A 16,053-nucleotide genomic window follows, 5' to 3' on the forward strand; every position below is an offset into this window, starting at 1 on the left:
CGCCGCGTTTAGCGGAAGCGATAGTTGATCCGACCCTTGGTCAGATCGTAGGGGGTCATCTCGACCTGTACCTTGTCGCCTGCGAGAACGCGAATGCGGTTTTTGCGCATTTTGCCTGCCGTGTGAGCGATGATCGTATGGCCGTTTTCCAGCTCGACCAGGAATGTCGCGTTCGGCAGGAGTTCCTTAACGACACCGGGAAATTCGAGCAATTCTTCCTTGGCCATGTTCACTCCATGTTTAACTCACCCGCCAATCTGCGGATGCGTGCAGTAAATGCGCCTTTGATCGTAGATTTTCAAGGCTGATTTCACCCTAATGCGGTGTTTTGGCCACAGGATGTGGGGTTTTCGTCGCCAAATTCCGAAAAAAGCGCCCTCACCAGAGCGTCAGCACTCTTTTGGTGGCCCGAAGCGCGCGGTCATGCGGGCGATAATCTGATCGCGGGTCTGGCGGTAGGCGTCGAGCTTTTCCTCGCGCGTTTCGCCAATACCCGTGGGGTCCATGATGGGCCAGTATTCCACGTCCAAGTGATAACAGCGCGTCATTTCAAGAGCTTGTCGCTGCGATGCGGGCGACAGAGCGATGACAAGATCGTAGGAGGAAATGTCATCTCCCCAGTCCTTCATGTCATCAAAGGAACGCGAACGATGCCGATGCAGGGCGATTCCCATCTCTTCGCAGACCGCGACAGAGAATCCGTCGATCTCCATGTCGCTTTTGACACCTGCGGATTGGACATAGCTATCGGTGCCGTAGAATTTCTTCATCAGGCCTTCGGCCATCGGGGAGCGAACGGCGTTGTGGTCACAGCAGAACAAGACAGAGTGAGGCAGTTCTGCGGTCATGTCGCTCACGCCCCCCAGTGTAGCACACAGATCAGGGTGAACAGGCGACGGGCGGTCATGGTATCAACGTCGGCCTTGCCCTCAAGACGTTCTTGCAACACCCGCGCACCCTCGTTGTGAATGCCGCGCCGCGCCATGTCGATGGCCTCGATTTGCGACGGGGGCATGGTTTTGACGGCGTCGAAATAGCTTTCGCAAATCTGGAAGTAGTCTTTGACGACCTGACGGAAGGGGCCGAGCGACATGTGGAATTCTGCCACTTTATCGTCGGCCTCATTGGACAAATCGAACACCAAACGGCGGTCGCGGATGCACAGCAACAGTTTGAATGGTCCTTTTGGAACCTCGCGGTCCTCGCGGGCGGGCAGGCCGAAACTGTTGTCTTCGAGCAGGTCAAAGATCGCGACCTTGCGCTCCTGTTCGATCTCGGGGGTCGGCGGGGCCAATCCCTCGTCGTCGATTGTGATGGCGACCAGTTTACTCATTGCCGCCCCCGTTGAGACGGTCGAGACGCGCCCGCACAGACAGACCGTGCGCCTCAAGGCTCTCGGATTTGGCGAGGCGCTCGGCGGCGGGTCCAATGGCAGCCAAGGCTTGCGGCGTCATCTTGGCCAATGTTGTCCGCTTCATGAAATCAAGGACGGACAGGCCCGAGGAGAATCGTGCAGAGCGGGCGGTGGGCAGAACGTGGTTCGGCCCGCCGATGTAGTCGCCAATCGCTTCGGGCGTATAGGCCCCGAGGAAAATCGCGCCCGCATGGGTGACTTTCGCGCTTAGGGCTTCTGGATCTTCGACGCAAAGCTCAAGGTGTTCAGGGGCGAAACGGTCCGACAGTTCTGCTGCCTCATCAAGGTCGCGCACGGTGATAACTGCGCCGAAATCAGCCCAAGACTTGCCCGCAATGGCGCGGCGCTCAAGGGTCTCAAGGCGCTTGTCGACAGCCTCGGCCACGGCGCGGCCAAAGGCGGCGTCATCGGTAATGAGGACGGATTGGGCGCTCTCGTCGTGTTCGGCCTGAGACATCAGGTCAACCGCGATCCAGTCGGGATCATTGTGCTTGTCAGCGATGACCAGAATCTCGGACGGACCCGCGATCATATCAATGCCGACCTTGCCAAAGACGCGACGCTTGGCAGCGGCGACAAAGGCATTGCCCGGTCCGGTGATCTTGTCCACGGGGGCGATGCTGTCCGTGCCATAGGCGAGGGCGGCAATGGCCTGTGCGCCGCCGATGCGGTAAATCTCGTCCACACCCGCGATCCGCGCGGCAAGTAACACCAAGGGGTTGGCCACGCCATCAGGTGTCGGCACGGTAATGGCCAGACGCGTCACGCCCGCAACCTTTGCGGGGATAGCGTTCATCAACACCGACGAGGGATAAGAGGCCAAACCACCAGGCACATACAGCCCCGCAGCGGCGACAGGCGACCACCGCCACCCGAGCGTTGCCCCGTCGGGGTCGGTCCACATCTGGTCGTCGGGGATCTGGCGCACGTGGTAAGCGCGGATGCGCTCGGCGGCCAGTTCAAGCGCAGCGCGTTCTTCGGCAGAGACCTGCGCACAGAGCGCGTCGATTTCCGCATCGGAAAACCGCAGCTTGTCGGCGGTAAGCGGCATGCGGTCAAATTTTTCGGTCAGCTCCAACACCGCAGCATCGCCACGGGCGCGCACATCGGCAATGATCCCTGCGACGACATCATCCACATCAGGGCTATCCTCGCGTTTCATGGCGAGAAGAGCGGTAAAGCGGTCTTCGAAGTCGGTGTCGGCAGAGTTCAGAAAGTGGGGCATCGTGGTCTCCTTGATCCTCACATATCGCGCAGGTGGCAGACGGGCAAGCGCCCGCATTCAGGCGTCGTGGGTCGGCACTTTATGAGAGGGGGCCACATAGGGGCGTGTCACGTCCTTGAGCGTGGCGTCGATGGTCTCTACGTCCAGAGCGATCGCGCCATCCCCCGCAAGGGTGATTTCGACGCGTCCCGTGCCATCTGGCCCTGCCTCGAACGTGAGAGCCAGAACCGAAACAATCGTCTCTGTGTCGCGCCCGTCCACGCCCATTGAGCGGGCTTTGATCACGTCGTCGAACAGCAGAACCGTTTGCACGCGCTCCACCGCACGGCCCCGCGCCTGCGCGGCCTCGACGTCTTCCCAACGGAAGCGGTTGAGCAACATGGCAAAGCGGCGTTTGTTGGCGTCATATGACATCTCGCCCACGGGCACTACAGCGTCTTGGACCAGTGCCGAAATCACGGTGAGGTCTTCGGCATCAAGAGCCTTGAGAGAGAGGGGGCGTTCTCCGCCATCTTCGAAGCGTGCGTCTTCGACCATTGTCTATCCCTTAGGTTTGGATGCGTTCAATTTGTGCGCCGATGCCTGACAGTTTGCGCTCGACGAACTCGTAGCCACGATCAAGGTGGTAAATGCGGCTCACGACTGTTTCGCCTTCTGCGGCCAGACCCGCGAGGATCAGCGACACAGAGGCCCGTAGGTCGGTCGCCATGACGCGGGCGCCTTTGAGCTTACCCACGCCCGTCACGATGGCCTTCCCGCCGTGAACGTCGATGTCAGCGCCCATGCGGATCAACTCGGGTGCGTGCATGAAGCGGTTCTCGAAAATGGTTTCCTCAAGCACGGACGTGCCGTCAGCGGTGCACAGCAGCGCCATCATCTGCGCTTGCAGATCGGTCGGGAAGCCGGGGAAGGGCTCGGTGATCACATCCACCGCTTTGACGCGTTCGCCTGTGCGTTTGACGGTCAGGCCGCGCTCGTTTTCCTGCACGTCGATGCCCGCCGCGTTCAGCTTCTCGACAAAGCTCTCCACGAGGCGCATCTTGCCACCCAGACAGGTCACTTCGCCGCCGCAAATCGCGGGCGCAAGCATAAAGGTGCCAAGCTCGATACGGTCGGTCACAACGGGGTGGGTTGCGCCGTGCAGACGGTCTACACCCTGAATTTCGATCCGCGATGTGCCGTCGCCCTCGATCTGTGCGCCCATAGCACGCAAGCAATCGCAAAGGTCGATGATCTCGGGTTCGCGTGCGGCGTTTTCCAACACCGATGTGCCCTTGGCCAGCGAGGCCGCCATCAGGAAGTTTTCGGTCGCGCCCACAGAGGGGAAGCGCATTTTGTGAACGGCCCCTTTGAGACGTCCACCTTTGACCGTGGCGTGCAGGTAGCCGTCTTTCAACTCGATCTCTGCGCCAAGCGCCTCAAGCGCCGTGGTGTGCAAATCCATTGGACGCGCACCAATCGCACAGCCGCCCGGAAGCGAGACAACCGCATGGCCCAGACGCGCCAGAAGCGGCCCAAGCACGAGGTTGGAGGCCCGCATCTTGCGCACGATTTCGTAGTCGGCCAAGGGGGTGATCTCGCCGTGACACGACATGGCTTGCACCTTGCCCTCATGGAGCGAGGACACCTCGGCGCCAAGCGAGGACAGGAGCGCGGTCATGGTCTTGATATCGGACAGGCGCGGCGCATTGGTCAGAGTCAGCGGCTCTTCCGAGAGCAGGGTCGCGGGCATCAGCGTCAAACAGGCGTTCTTTGCCCCCGCGATTTCGATGTCCCCGTTAAGCGGGCCACCGCCGCGTACCAAAATACTATCCATTACTCTCGCCTCACGCTTTATCGTTATCGTTGGTGTGAACCGTCTCGTCCGCCGCCCGCGCGCGTGCCTGTTTCTTGCGCCGTGCGAGATTGGCCTTCAGCGCCGCCTTGAGTCGTGCTTCGCGGCTCGAAGCGGGCGTTTTTGCGCCAGTGGTATGATCGGGTTTTCTATTCATCACTTCCCATGTAGCCAAAGGGGCGCGGCCCGTCCAGTGCTGGCCGCGCGGGTCACACCGTCTCGATCAAAAGGCCTCACGCGGGCGGCCTTGAAACCACCCACCCGCCAAAATCGGAACGTCACGGGTATTTTTCGACAAATACCTCTTGCACCGACCCGCCTGAGCGTCTAATCAGCCGCCCACGGCGCTGCTGTAGCTCAGAGGTAGAGCACTCCCTTGGTAAGGGAGAGGTCGAGAGTTCAATTCTCTCCAGCAGCACCAGTTTTCCCAAGAAATTAGACTTGATCTCCGTGGCATGGATGACATGCCACCTTTTCCCCTCGTACGGGCGGTGGTGTGATGTGGGGGAGGGCGCATGGGTTTGGCTCGGCTTGTGTGCCGATCCGAACGTGCAGATTGTTATGGGGGCGCTTTATAATAGGCGCGATGAGTGGCTTCTAGGTGCGCAGATGTGCGGTGTTGTCGATCTGGGAGGACTGGGGGGCGGTTTTGAGGTAGCCGCGCAGCGAGAGAGATACGAGTGCAATCGCGCCGCCCAATCCGTATCCGATGACGGAAAGCCAAAGGGGAGCGCCGACAAAGTAAAGCGACACAGCAACGGCAAAGCCGCAGACCAGTGAAAAAATGACGTTCGCTAGCATAATATCCGAACTCCCCTAAAACATCGAATCGCACACAATACTTATGACTAAAACCTATGGACAAAATGTTTAAGGCGTCCACTTGTTAACACTTTGTTAATAAGTGCTAACTGCCCCTGCGTAAAGCGTGCCGTTACGTTTCTTGCCAGCTTTATTTGTGGCGACGGCCTCACTCCCCGTGACTAGGCGGGTAAGGCCTTGCATTCAATAGATGTTTGCAGATGAGCGACAGACCGCCGATGGGGTGGTCTGCGAGGCGAGGACAGGCGCTGAAACGGATTGCGCGGCCCCTTGCCGTGGCAAAGGACCGCGCGTTTTGTTGGGTTTCTTCGAGAGGAGTCGTTAAAAACGTCTCTATTCGGCCCATTCCCACGGGTTGGTGAAGGCCCCAAGGCAGGTTGTGACCGCGTCGGATTCGCCCTTCGCCGCAGGGTCGAGTTGGGCCACAAGCCCGCGCTTCTTGCTGTCGATCACAGAGATCACGCGCGCGCTCAGGCCCGCTTTTTCCAGCGCTGCGTTGTAGACGCGGGTGATCGCCGCTTTGCGCAGGTCGGGTTTGAAGATTTTGCCCACGCCCGTCTTTGGCAACTCGTCGAGAATCTCGATGTGTTTCGGGATCGCGGCGCGTTCGTGGATATGCACCTTGGCATACTCCATCAGCTCCTCGACGGAGACGGATGCCCCCGCGACCAGTTCCACATAGGCACAGGGAATTTCGCCCGCATGCGCATCGGGTTGGCCGATAGCGCCGACCATGGCGACGGCCTCGTGTCCTGCGAGCGCTTCCTCGATCTCGGCGGGGTCGATGTTGTGACCGCCGCGGATGATCAGGTCTTTAGCGCGGCCCGTGATCCAGATGTAGCCATCGCTGTCGATGCGCCCCAAATCGCCTGTGCGTAGGTAGACATCGTGGTGGAACAGGTCGTGGTTCTTGTCCACTTCCGTGTAGGTCGAGCCTGCGTAAACGCCCGGGTTGTCGATGCAAATCTCACCGATTTCATCAACGCCGCATTCGATTGGGCCGTCTGGTCCATCGCGCAGGATTTTGACGTCACAATGCGGGAAGGGAATCCCGACGGAGCCGATTTTCTTGACGCCACCCACGGGGTTGATCGAGGTGAGACATGTGGCCTCCGTGAGGCCGTAGCCCTCGATTACCTCAACGCCAGTGGCTTGCTCGAACCGTTTGTAGAGCTCGACCGGGAGGGGGGAAGATCCCGAAAATGCGGTCTTGATCGACGAGATGTCGGCATCCACAGGCCGCTGCATCAGCGCGGACATGGCTGTGGGCACGGTGATCATGAAAGTGACGCGATAGCGCTCGACCAACTTCCAGAAGTTGTCGAAGACGCCCTCGCCGCGATAGCCCGCAGGGGTCGGATAGACGCCATGTGCGCCCGATGTGAACTGCGCCATCATGATGACGTGACAGGCAAACACATGGAACATCGGCAGCGGACACATGATCACGTCTTTTTCGTCAAAGAGAAGACGTGTCCCGAGCCAACCGTTGTAGATCATGCCCGAATAGGTGTGCTGTGCCACCTTCGGCATGCCCGTTGTCCCGCCCGTATGGAAATAGGCGGCAACGCGGTCTTTTTGCTCGTCCTCGAATTGCAGTGTCGTGGGCATCTTTGCCAGTTCGGCGTTGAAGTCGAGCAGGTCGGCGTGATGGGCAATAGCCGTTGGATTTTTCGGGCGGATGAGCGGCACGATCCAGCTTTTGGGTGGGCTGAGGTAGCGCAGCAAATCCACCTCAAGCACGGTGTTGACCGCAGGGGCGTGGCGCACGGCCTCGGCCACCTTTTGGGCCACGTCCGTTTTGGGGAAGCTTTTGAGCGTGACGACAACCTTCGCGCCCGTTTCGCGCAGGATCGCGGCCATTTGTTCGGGTTCGAGCAGCGGGTTGATCGGGTTCACGATCCCCGCAACCATACCCCCGACAAAGGTGATCGCCGTTTCATGGCAGTTGGGCATGATATAGGCGACGGTGTCTTTCTCACCGATGCCGAGCTTGCGAAACAGGTTCGCCGCCTGCGTGACCTTGGCGTGATACGCCCGCCATGTCAGGGTCTCTTTCTTATCTTTGGGACCAGAGGTGATCTGATAGGAAAAGGCGGGGCGGTCTGGAAATTTCGACGTCGTATCGCTCAAAAGCCCGTAAACGGTTTTGGCGACGTCGCGGTCCTCCCACGCCATCTCATTATGGATTGCGTTGCGTGCCTCATATGAACTGAAATCTGACGCCATGATATCTCCCTTTCCTCCCCGTCGACCTCAGCCAAGGGCAAATCGCGCCTTGGGGGTCTCTCCTCTTACCTTTGATTGTGCGTAGAATTATCGCATCGCGCAAGCCTCGCCGCGCTCTCCACTACGCAGCGTCACGTCTCCCGCAGTCATGCTGAACGCGACGTCATCCTTACGAATGTCGCCGCGCACTTCTGGACCTCGCAGGCAAGCGCGGGTAGCGTTAGCGCATAACATAAGGAGAGACCTCGGTATGGCGGACGTATTCATTAGCGGCAGCGGTGTGTTCACACCTCCCCATGTCATCACTAATGACGAACTCGTGGCGTCCTTCAATGCCTATGTGGAGCTGTTCAACGCTGAAAACGCCGAAGGCATTGCCGCAGGCGAGATCGTGGCGAAAGCCCCGTCGTCCTCCGACTTCATCGTTGCGGCCTCGGGCATCGAGCAGCGCTACGTGATGGACAAAGAAGGCACGCTTGATCCCGCCCGCATGTGTCCGCGCTATGCGCCCCGCGCCGATGACGAACCGTCCCTGATGGCCGAGATGGGCTGCGCCGCTGCCAAAGACGCCTTGGCACAGGCGGGCGTGGTTTCCTCGGATGTGGACCTCGTGATTGTCGCCGCCTCCAATATGGAACGCGCCTATCCTGCGATGGCCGTTGAAATCCAACAGCTTCTGGACGCGGGCGGCTTTGCTTTTGATATGAACGTCGCCTGTTCCTCCGCCACCTTCGGCATTCAGGCCGCCGCCGATATGATCCGTGGCGGCTCGGCCACCCGTGCGCTTGTGATCTCTCCCGAAGTGACCTCCGGCCACCTTGAGTGGCGCGACCGCGATTGCCACTTTATCTTTGGCGATGTGGCCACCGCCGTCCTGCTTGAGGCGGGCGATATTGCGCAAAATCCGCAGTTCAAGGTGCTCTCGACCGCCTGCGCCACGCAGTTTTCCAACAATATCCGCAACAACTTTGGCTTCTTGCGCCGCGCCCACGACCAGATGGACGACCGCCGTGACATGCAGTTCATGCAAAATGGCCGCAAGGTGTTCAAAGAGGTGCTGCCCCTCGTCTCGAAACACATCAAATCCCATCTCGACCGCGAAGGCGTCGTGGCTGACGATCTGTCACGGCTCTGGCTGCACCAAGCCAACAAATCCATGAACGACTACATTGGCAAAAAGGTTCTGGGACGTGAACCCGAAGCGGGCGAGCAGCCCAACATCTTGCAGGACTACGCCAATACCTCGTCAGCAGGCTCCATCATCGCCTTTGCAAAACACTCGGACGATATGGCGGCAGGCGACAAAGGCCTGATCTGTTCGTTCGGGGCGGGTTACTCGGTTGGCTCGGTGATTGTGGAGCGGGTCTAACCCCTCACCACGCCGCAGGGTCCATCTGAAACAGTGTTGAGAACTGCGCGTAGAGCGCAGGTTCTTCGGCCTTCAAGTCGGCAGGGCGCTCGAAGAAGACTTCGGTGCAGACTGCGAAGAACTCTTGGTGATTGGTGGCGCCATAACCGTCGATTACGCTGCGTGTCCCGCGCGCAACGTCGGCGACAAGGCGGGTATAGGCGTCGAGAAACACCGCCTCCCATTGCGCAAAACTCTGTCCCTGCGCCAAAGTCGGCACCCCGTTGACGTCGCCCGATAGCCCGTCAAGTTGGTGGGCAAACTCGTGGATCACGACGTTCTTGCCATCATTGGCGTCCTCGGCCCCCTCGCGACTATGCTGCCACGACAGGATTACGGGACCATAGCGCCAACTCTCCCCCAGTCGCGTTTGGTTGCGCTCGCGGATCACATAGCCCTCGCGGCGTTTCTGCATCGAGCGAAAGGCACTTGGGTAGAGCAGGATCGTGCGCAGGCTGTCATACCACGCAGTCGTCCCCGCGATCAGCAAACAGGCCTGCGCGGCAATCGACAGGCGCATGGCCTCCGTGACCTCGACGCCCTCGTAGCCAAAGACCTCGACCTGATCGAGAAAGAGGTTAATTTTTCCCTCATAGCGCGGACGCAGGGCGGTGGGCAGGCGTCGGCTAAGCGGCACACAGGCGGCTATAATCGCGCGTTGATCCGCCGTGAGCGGGCGGCGCAATAGCCGCCGTTTGTGCAATGTGCTGACGATGAACCGCCCTCCGAAAAAGAGCAAAACACCGACGATGATGAGAAGGGCGAGGAGGGGCATGAGCGGGAGTTGATCCTGTAAAACGGGCGCGGAGGTGGGCGGGAGGCGGGGGAAATTGTGTTAAAATGCGTCCCACAAAGTCTTTAAACATTTTAAAGACCGCGCCGCAAATCTGTGAAAGATATTAAAAAGGGCGCCCCATTTGGGACGCCCTCAACACATGCCCTAAAGCGGTTGCTTAGGCTTTTTTGTCCTGTGGGATGCGTAGCATCTGACCAGGATAGATTTTGTCAGGGTGTGACAACATTGGCTTGTTGGCCTCGAAGATTTCTTCGTAGCGTGCGCCATTGCCCAGAGCAGCCGCAGCAATGCCCCAAAGCGTGTCGCCCTTTTTGACTTCGTGGAACACAGGGTCGTCACCGTCGAGGTTATCCTCGACCGAAGCGATGCCTTCGATGTTGCCGGCAGCCATGATGATTTTCTCTTTGGCTTCTTGCGAAACAGCCGTACCGCCGACCTTCACAGTGTCGCCTTCGACTTCGATTTCAACGCCTGCTGCGTCAAGACCGAGGGCTTCGATTTCCGCCAGAAGATCATCCTTGTTTGGCGCGTCGTCTTTTTTACCAAAGACGGCTTTGCCAGCATTTTTCGCGAAACTCCACAGACCCATGTTCATACTCCAAATGGTTAATTACGATTGCGCGTATCAGACAGGGAAACAGGCAGAATGAAAAGCGGAAATTCGGGTTTTCTCCTAAAAATTACGCCCCGTCAGAGCGGGGCGTAAAGTTGTTTATCTTTTTGTTACAAAGCCTTAATCGCCATTCGTGAACTGTAGTTTGGCCAGTCGGGCATAGAGTCCACCTTCGGCAACCAAGGCGTCATGGGTGCCAGTGGCGACGATCTTGCCATCTTCGAACACAAGGATGCGGTCGGCCTTTTTCACGGTGGCCAAGCGGTGCGCCACGATCAGGGTGGTGCGGGTGCGCGACATCTCGTCGACGGCATTTTGCACAGCCTGTTCGCTTTCGGAGTCGAGCGCGGAGGTGGCCTCGTCGAGCAAGAGGATCGGCGCATCGCGCAGGATCGCACGGGCAATCGCGACGCGCTGTTTCTGGCCCCCCGACAGCATGATGCCGCGTTCGCCCACATAGGTGTCGTAGCCTTCGGGCAGCTTGGCGAGGAAGTCATCGGCATTGGCCGCTTTCGCCGCGGCGATGACGGTGTCGAGAGACGCGTCCGAGGAGCCAAAGCGGATGTTGTCGGCGGCGGAGGCGGCAAAGATCACAGGGTCTTGGGGGACCAGTGCGATGTGACGGCGGAAATCGCTGCGCGCCATATCCGCAATGGGGACGCCATCAATCGAAATCGTGCCTTCCTGTGGCTCGTAAAAGCGTTGAAGGAGTTGAATAATCGTGGATTTTCCCGCACCCGATGGGCCGACGAGAGCAACGGTTTCGCCCGCTTTAATGTCAAAGGAGACCCCATCCAGTGCCGCCTGTGACGGGCGGGCAGGGTAGGAGAACCGCACCGCGTCGAACGAGATCGCGCCTTTGGCGGGGGTAGGGAAGGGGACGGGATGCGCGGGGTCTTGGACGGGATCTTGAGCGCCGAGAAGTTCGACCAGACGTTCGGTGGCCCCTGCGGCCCGTTGCAATTCGCCCCATATTTCCGACAGCGCCCCTGCGGCCCCTGCCACCATCACGGCGTAGATCACGAATTGGACCAGTTCCCCGATGGATAGGGTGGCTTCACGCACGTCACGCGCCCCGATCCACAGTACACCCACCACACCAAAGAAGATCAGCGTGATAACGATGACCGTCATAACCGCACGGGTTTTGACGCGGGTTTGTGCGGAGACGAAGCTCTTCTCGGTGACATCATCAAAGCGCTGGGCCTGCTCGGTTTCGGCGGTGAAGGCTTGGACCGTTTGCGCCGACAAGAGTGCCTCGGAAGCTGCACCGGAAGAGGAGGCAATCCACTCTTGGTTCTCGCGGCTCAATTTGCGCAGGCGGCGCCCGAGCACAATGATTGGGACAATCACCACGGGCACGATCAACAAAACAAGGCCCGTGAGCTTTGCGGAGGTGAACATCATCAAGATGAGCCCGCCGATCAAAATCAGGAAGTTGCGCAGCGCGACCGAGATGGACGAGCCAATCACCGAGAGGATCAGCGTGGTATCTGTGGTAATGCGCGACAGGACTTCGCCCGTCATGATCTTCTCGTAAAACGCAGGGGACATGCGGATCATGCGGTCAAACACCGCTTTGCGGATGTCGGCCACCACACGTTCGCCCAAACGGGTCACAAGGTAATATCGAAGCCCCGTTCCGAGCGCGAGCAGGAAGGCAATGGCCAATGCCGCGCCGAAGTATTTGTCGAGCAAAAGGCCCTGCGAGGATTGAAACCCATCCACCACGCGGCGTACCGCGACGGGCAGGATGAGAGAGATACAGGCCGTGAGGATCAGGGCCAACATCGCGCCGACCATGATTGTTTTGTAAGGGCGGATGAACGGCCAAAGCTCGGCCAAGGCGCCGACGCGCTTGGATTTTTCGCGATCTGCGGCGTCTTGAAGTGTGCGGTCGTCGGCCATGTTTGATCCTTCTTGGTCTTACTTATGCGCATGACTGATAGCGGCGCGGCTATGGCGGGGCAACCTTTGGCGGAGGGCCATGGTGCCGCAGGGCACGAGACACCCGCCGCGGGGGCTGAATTCACCCTGTATTATATGGGAGAGATTGACGGGGCTTGGCGGGCGGTTGGAGGGCTGTTCCGCGGGGTAAGAGAGGGCATTTTGGGCAATCGGGTTGCATCCAAGCCCACAACATGTAGATTCGCCGCATGCTCCGCCGATCGTGCCTCTCTATAGATAGAGGGGCGTTCCTAGAGAGGAACAGCGAACGGACGTGTGGAGAAATCGCCCATTTCGGGGTGGTGCGCGGTCCATCTTTTGCGTCAGGGAGGCGTAGGATCGTTGAACACACACACGAATGTAAGCAGGATTCCCACTTATGACTATGACGAAACTTATTGCGGCCAGCGCACTGACCCTCGCGGCCTCTGCTGGTGCAGCATTTGCCGCTGAATGTGGCGACGTAACGATTGCCGAGATGAACTGGGCCTCTGCCTCTCTCATGGCAAATGTCGACGCGATCATCCTCGAAGAAGGTTACGACTGTAACGTCGAACTGATCACCGGCGACACAACACCGACCTTTACGTCCATGAACGAAAAAGGTCAGCCAGACGTTGCGCCCGAGCTTTGGATCAACGCTGTTGCGACACCTTTGGCAGCGGCGAAAGAAGCCGGCTCCTTGGTTGCTCTCAACGACGGCCCGATCACGGGTCTTGGCGAAGGCTGGTGGGTGACGAAGAAATTCAAGGAAGATCATCCTGAACTCGACACCGTCGAGAAACTGCTCGAGCATCCCGAGTTGTTCCCCTACATCGAAGACAAAACCAAAGGCGCCTTCATGGGCTGTCCTGCGGGTTGGGGCTGTCAGGCGATTAACGCCAACTTGTTCCGTGCGTTTGACATGGAAGCAAAAGGTTGGACTTTGGTTGATCCAGGTTCGGCAGCAGGCCTTGACGGTTCTATCGCGAAAGCGGTTGAGCGCGACGAGCCATGGTTTGGCTACTATTGGAGCCCAACGGCTGTCATCGGCAAATACGAATTGCAAATGCTGCCATTCGAAGTCGATTACGCCGGGGATGACAACTGGAACAACTGTGTGTCCTTGCCCGAGCAAGACTGTCTTGATCCACAGCCAACGGCATGGATTGAATCCGCAGTTGAATCTGTTGTGACCGATGAGTTCATCGCAAAAGCAGGCCCAGCGACCGACTACTTCAAAGCCCGTGTTTTCCCTGGTGAAGTGATGAATGGCATGCTCGTTTATATGAACGAGAACCAAGCCTCTGGTGAAGATGCTGCTTACGAATTCCTTGCGACACGTGAGGACGTTTGGATGCAGTGGGTTTCCCCTGAAGTTGCCGAGAAAGTCAAAGGCGCACTGTAAGGGGATACCCTTGATGTGGTCTGATTAAAATTTGGGGGCCCGCGATCCGGTTTACGGTCTATCGCGGGCCCCTTCTTTTAGGAAAAACGGGAATCAATACCGATGGATTGGCTAATGGAGTTTCCTTCGATGGGTCGCCGCGACCTTTCGCAGTTGAAACAAAGCATAGATGAGAGCTTCCGCACATTTTCGCGGGCTTTCGGGGATGAACTTGAGGCGTTCTTTACGCCGCTGCTGAAATTCTTGATCTTTTTCGAAAAACTACTGACGGGCGCGCCGTGGCCGTTGGTTATTGCCGTGATCGCTGCCCTGACATGGTTGGGCGCGCGCTCTTGGAAAATCACGGCGGGGACGATCGTTGCCTTCTTGTTGATCGGCTATCTCGACATGTGGGAAAATACGATGGCGACGCTCGCCATTATATCTGTCGCGACATTTGTCTGTATCGCCGTGGGCATTCCCATCGGCATCTTTATGGCGCGATCCGATATCGCGCAGCGGATTGTGACCCCTATTCTCGACGTGATGCAAACCATCCCGTCCTTTGTGTATCTTATCCCTGTGGTGATGCTGTTGGGGATCGGTAAGGTTCCGGGGCTTATTGCCGTGTGTATCTACGCCATTCCACCCATCGTGCGTCTGACCAACCTTGGTATTCGCTTGGTGGATCGCGATGTGATGGAAGCTGCTGAGAGCTTTGGCGCTTCTGGACGCGAGAAACTCTTCGGTGTGCAAATCCCGCTCGCCTTGCCCAACATCTTTGCTGGCGTGAACCAGACCATCATGATGGCTCTGTCTATGGTCGTGATCGCGTCGATGATTGGCGTGAAGGGCCTCGGCACACCTGTGCTACAAGCAATTGCGAACCAGTACCTCGCTCTGGGCATTATGAATGGTCTCGCCATCGTAGCGCTCGCCATTATCTTTGACCGTGTAAGCCAGACCTACGGCAAACGCCTTCAGGCATATCGGGAGACTGGCCATGACTAGTATGAACGTGACCTCTGCAATGGCAGATGATGACCAAGACGAGATCAAGGTTTCGATCCGCTCTCTCTTCAAGGTCTTTGGGGATGATCCTCAGGGCGCCATGGAGCATGTGCATGCGGGCATGTCGAAACCAGATCTGATGGACCAGCATGGTCACGCCCTCGGCCTCAAAAACATCACCCTCGATATTCCTGCGCAAAAGGTTCAGGTCATTATGGGGCTGTCAGGGTCGGGCAAGTCCACTTTGATCCGCCACCTGAACCGACTGATTGAACCCACCGAGGGCGAGATCTGGGTCGATGGTGAAAACGTGATGCAGATGAGCGCTTCGGAATTGCGCGATCTGCGCCGCTTTAAGATGTCGATGGTGTTCCAGAAGTTTGGCCTCTTCCCGCACCGCACGGTGCTGGAGAATGCCGAATACGGTTTGGAAATTCAGGGCGTCGCGAAAGAGGAGCGGGACGAACGCGCACGCAAGTGGCTTGACCGTGTCGGCCTGAACGGGTTCGAGGAACAATACCCCTCGCAACTCTCCGGTGGTCAGCAGCAACGCGTAGGCCTCGCCCGTGCCTTGGCGACGGATGCAGACATCCTGTTGATGGACGAAGCCTTCTCGGCGCTCGATCCACTGATCCGTACGGATATGCAGTCGATCCTGTTGGAGCTTCAAGCCGAGCTGCACAAGACGATCATCTTTATCACCCACGATCTCGACGAAGCGCTCAACATCGCCGACAACATCGCGATCTTGCGCGATGGGGAGATTATTCAGTCGGGTGATCCACAAGACATTATTATGAAGCCGGCGGATGACTACATCACCGACTTTATTAAGGACATCAATCGCGCCAAGGTCGTGCGCCTGCGTTCTATCGTTCGTAAAGGGGCGACAGGGCAGGGACCGACGCTGTCGGGCGGCATGTCTATTGAGGACGCCTTGCCAAAGTTGCACCGCGCCCCTGATAGCACCTGCCCAGTGGTGTCCGTGAAGGGCGTTCCTTTGGGGGCTGTGTCCTTGGATGACGCGATCAATGCGCTCAAACCGCTTGAGAGCGACGGGGACGACGTTCGCTACGCCTGATCTGGCGACATTATACTGTTGAAGACGGGTGGCTCGGAAACGAGTCGCCCTTTTTCGTGGCAAATCGGCCTTTGGGGCGTCCATTTTCGAAGCGATTCACAAAAATTACTCCTGTTTCACGAGTCGCGTGCTGATTCCTCTAGGAGCCTCGATGCCCGATTCACGGCGCTTTTAATGTTTATTGCGTGTTGGTCTGTGGATAAGCACAAAATGTTGCGTTGTGGTTCTGCGGCGCGGCGAGTTTGACCTAGGGTCAGGTTGGGGTTGTGGGTTTTAGGCTTGCTGGAATTGCGATAAAGTTGGTTAT

General features: G+C 58.2%; 16 protein-coding genes and 1 tRNA gene. 5 read left to right on the forward strand and 12 right to left on the reverse strand.

Translation table 11 applies throughout. From position 1 onward, the window contains the following. Positions 1-8 precede the first annotated feature (8 nt). From infA to ACN0TS_RS12125, 7 genes are all read right to left on the reverse strand, one after another. A complete protein-coding gene (gene infA, locus ACN0TS_RS12095) occupies positions 9-227 on the reverse strand; it encodes a translation initiation factor IF-1 (RefSeq protein WP_062220139.1) in 219 nt (72 codons plus the stop codon). 162 nt (positions 228-389) lie between these two features. Further along, positions 390-848: a low molecular weight phosphatase family protein gene (locus tag ACN0TS_RS12100; protein ID WP_417259614.1), complete on the reverse strand. Its 459-nt coding sequence runs from the start codon at positions 846-848 to the stop codon at positions 390-392. 5 nt (positions 849-853) lie between these two features. Then, positions 854-1,333 (reverse strand): UPF0262 family protein, encoded by a 480-nt coding sequence (locus ACN0TS_RS12105; protein WP_417259615.1) that lies wholly within the window; start codon positions 1,331-1,333, stop codon positions 854-856. Continuing rightward, on the reverse strand, positions 1,326-2,639 hold the full coding sequence (hisD, locus tag ACN0TS_RS12110) for a histidinol dehydrogenase (protein WP_417259616.1): 1,314 nt from the start codon (positions 2,637-2,639) through the stop codon (positions 1,326-1,328). The genes ACN0TS_RS12105 and hisD overlap by 8 nt, the downstream gene beginning before the upstream one ends. A 57-nt stretch (positions 2,640-2,696) precedes the next feature. Beyond that, positions 2,697-3,176, reverse strand: a complete 480-nt coding sequence (locus ACN0TS_RS12115) for a DUF2948 family protein (protein WP_417259617.1) — start codon at positions 3,174-3,176, stop codon at positions 2,697-2,699. Between the two features lie 10 nt (positions 3,177-3,186). Continuing rightward, positions 3,187-4,455: a UDP-N-acetylglucosamine 1-carboxyvinyltransferase gene (murA, locus tag ACN0TS_RS12120; RefSeq protein WP_417259618.1), complete on the reverse strand. Its 1,269-nt coding sequence runs from the start codon at positions 4,453-4,455 to the stop codon at positions 3,187-3,189. 10 nt (positions 4,456-4,465) lie between these two features. After that, positions 4,466-4,630, reverse strand: coding sequence for a hypothetical protein (locus ACN0TS_RS12125; protein WP_417259619.1), 165 nt, complete (start codon positions 4,628-4,630; stop codon positions 4,466-4,468). A gap of 189 nt (positions 4,631-4,819) precedes the next feature. On the opposite strand from ACN0TS_RS12125, the gene ACN0TS_RS12130 reads away from it, so the two are divergent. Beyond that, positions 4,820-4,894: transfer RNA gene (locus ACN0TS_RS12130), tRNA-Thr, on the forward strand. Between the two features lie 176 nt (positions 4,895-5,070). Here ACN0TS_RS12130 and ACN0TS_RS12135 read toward each other — a convergent pair. Together ACN0TS_RS12135 and ACN0TS_RS12140 are read right to left on the reverse strand one after the other, a co-directional pair. Continuing rightward, entirely contained in the window at positions 5,071-5,274 is a 204-nt protein-coding gene (locus ACN0TS_RS12135) for a hypothetical protein (RefSeq protein ID WP_417259620.1), read from the reverse strand. Positions 5,275-5,628: 354 nt separating this feature from the next. Next, on the reverse strand, positions 5,629-7,524 hold the full coding sequence (locus ACN0TS_RS12140) for an acyl-CoA synthetase (protein WP_417259621.1): 1,896 nt from the start codon (positions 7,522-7,524) through the stop codon (positions 5,629-5,631). 250 nt (positions 7,525-7,774) lie between these two features. Here ACN0TS_RS12140 and ACN0TS_RS12145 point away from each other — a divergent pair, with 250 nt between their 5' ends. Continuing rightward, on the forward strand, positions 7,775-8,893 hold the full coding sequence (locus ACN0TS_RS12145) for a beta-ketoacyl-ACP synthase III (RefSeq protein ID WP_417259622.1): 1,119 nt from the start codon (positions 7,775-7,777) through the stop codon (positions 8,891-8,893). A 4-nt stretch (positions 8,894-8,897) separates the two neighbouring features. On the opposite strand, the gene ACN0TS_RS12150 is transcribed toward ACN0TS_RS12145, so the two are convergent. From ACN0TS_RS12150 to ACN0TS_RS12160, 3 genes are all read right to left on the reverse strand, one after another. Beyond that, positions 8,898-9,707: a zinc-dependent peptidase gene (locus ACN0TS_RS12150; protein ID WP_417259623.1), complete on the reverse strand. Its 810-nt coding sequence runs from the start codon at positions 9,705-9,707 to the stop codon at positions 8,898-8,900. A gap of 178 nt (positions 9,708-9,885) precedes the next feature. Next, the gene (gene lysM / locus ACN0TS_RS12155) at positions 9,886-10,317 is read right to left on the reverse strand and encodes a peptidoglycan-binding protein LysM (RefSeq protein ID WP_417259624.1); all 432 of its coding nucleotides are present in this window, start codon (positions 10,315-10,317) and stop codon (positions 9,886-9,888) included. A 144-nt stretch (positions 10,318-10,461) separates the two neighbouring features. Beyond that, complete coding sequence (locus ACN0TS_RS12160; protein WP_417259625.1) at positions 10,462-12,249, reverse strand: ABC transporter transmembrane domain-containing protein; 1,788 nt, start codon at positions 12,247-12,249, stop codon at positions 10,462-10,464. Positions 12,250-12,673: 424 nt separating this feature from the next. Here ACN0TS_RS12160 and ACN0TS_RS12165 point away from each other — a divergent pair, with 424 nt between their 5' ends. The 3 genes from ACN0TS_RS12165 (at position 12,674) to ACN0TS_RS12175 (ending at position 15,746) form a co-directional block, all read left to right on the forward strand. Next, positions 12,674-13,675, forward strand: a complete 1,002-nt coding sequence (locus tag ACN0TS_RS12165; RefSeq protein WP_417259632.1) for a glycine betaine ABC transporter substrate-binding protein — start codon at positions 12,674-12,676, stop codon at positions 13,673-13,675. Between the two features lie 102 nt (positions 13,676-13,777). Continuing rightward, complete coding sequence (locus ACN0TS_RS12170) at positions 13,778-14,665, forward strand: ABC transporter permease (protein WP_417259626.1); 888 nt, start codon at positions 13,778-13,780, stop codon at positions 14,663-14,665. Further along, positions 14,658-15,746: a quaternary amine ABC transporter ATP-binding protein gene (locus ACN0TS_RS12175; protein WP_417259627.1), complete on the forward strand. Its 1,089-nt coding sequence runs from the start codon at positions 14,658-14,660 to the stop codon at positions 15,744-15,746. The genes ACN0TS_RS12170 and ACN0TS_RS12175 overlap by 8 nt, the downstream gene beginning before the upstream one ends. The last annotated feature ends 307 nt before the right edge of the window (positions 15,747-16,053 follow it).

Source organism: Celeribacter sp. (assembly GCF_048266405.1).
In the GTDB taxonomy this organism is placed as follows: domain Bacteria; phylum Pseudomonadota; class Alphaproteobacteria; order Rhodobacterales; family Rhodobacteraceae; genus Celeribacter.

Excerpts from the sequence above, each read along its gene's own strand:
- infA (WP_062220139.1), bottom strand. The coding sequence starts at position 227 with ATGGCCAAGGAAGAATTGCTCGAATTTCCCGGTGTCGTTAAGGAACTC.
- ACN0TS_RS12100 (WP_417259614.1), bottom strand. The coding sequence starts at position 848 with ATGACCGCAGAACTGCCTCACTCTGTCTTGTTCTGCTGTGACCACAAC.
- ACN0TS_RS12105 (WP_417259615.1), bottom strand. The coding sequence starts at position 1,333 with ATGAGTAAACTGGTCGCCATCACAATCGACGACGAGGGATTGGCCCCG.
- hisD (WP_417259616.1), bottom strand. The coding sequence starts at position 2,639 with ATGCCCCACTTTCTGAACTCTGCCGACACCGACTTCGAAGACCGCTTT.
- ACN0TS_RS12115 (WP_417259617.1), bottom strand. The coding sequence starts at position 3,176 with ATGGTCGAAGACGCACGCTTCGAAGATGGCGGAGAACGCCCCCTCTCT.
- murA (WP_417259618.1), bottom strand. The coding sequence starts at position 4,455 with ATGGATAGTATTTTGGTACGCGGCGGTGGCCCGCTTAACGGGGACATC.
- ACN0TS_RS12125 (WP_417259619.1), bottom strand. The coding sequence starts at position 4,630 with ATGAATAGAAAACCCGATCATACCACTGGCGCAAAAACGCCCGCTTCG.
- ACN0TS_RS12135 (WP_417259620.1), bottom strand. The coding sequence starts at position 5,274 with ATGCTAGCGAACGTCATTTTTTCACTGGTCTGCGGCTTTGCCGTTGCT.
- ACN0TS_RS12140 (WP_417259621.1), bottom strand. The coding sequence starts at position 7,524 with ATGGCGTCAGATTTCAGTTCATATGAGGCACGCAACGCAATCCATAAT.
- ACN0TS_RS12145 (WP_417259622.1), top strand. The coding sequence starts at position 7,775 with ATGGCGGACGTATTCATTAGCGGCAGCGGTGTGTTCACACCTCCCCAT.
- ACN0TS_RS12150 (WP_417259623.1), bottom strand. The coding sequence starts at position 9,707 with ATGCCCCTCCTCGCCCTTCTCATCATCGTCGGTGTTTTGCTCTTTTTC.
- lysM (WP_417259624.1), bottom strand. The coding sequence starts at position 10,317 with ATGGGTCTGTGGAGTTTCGCGAAAAATGCTGGCAAAGCCGTCTTTGGT.
- ACN0TS_RS12160 (WP_417259625.1), bottom strand. The coding sequence starts at position 12,249 with ATGGCCGACGACCGCACACTTCAAGACGCCGCAGATCGCGAAAAATCC.
- ACN0TS_RS12165 (WP_417259632.1), top strand. The coding sequence starts at position 12,674 with ATGACGAAACTTATTGCGGCCAGCGCACTGACCCTCGCGGCCTCTGCT.
- ACN0TS_RS12170 (WP_417259626.1), top strand. The coding sequence starts at position 13,778 with ATGGATTGGCTAATGGAGTTTCCTTCGATGGGTCGCCGCGACCTTTCG.
- ACN0TS_RS12175 (WP_417259627.1), top strand. The coding sequence starts at position 14,658 with ATGACTAGTATGAACGTGACCTCTGCAATGGCAGATGATGACCAAGAC.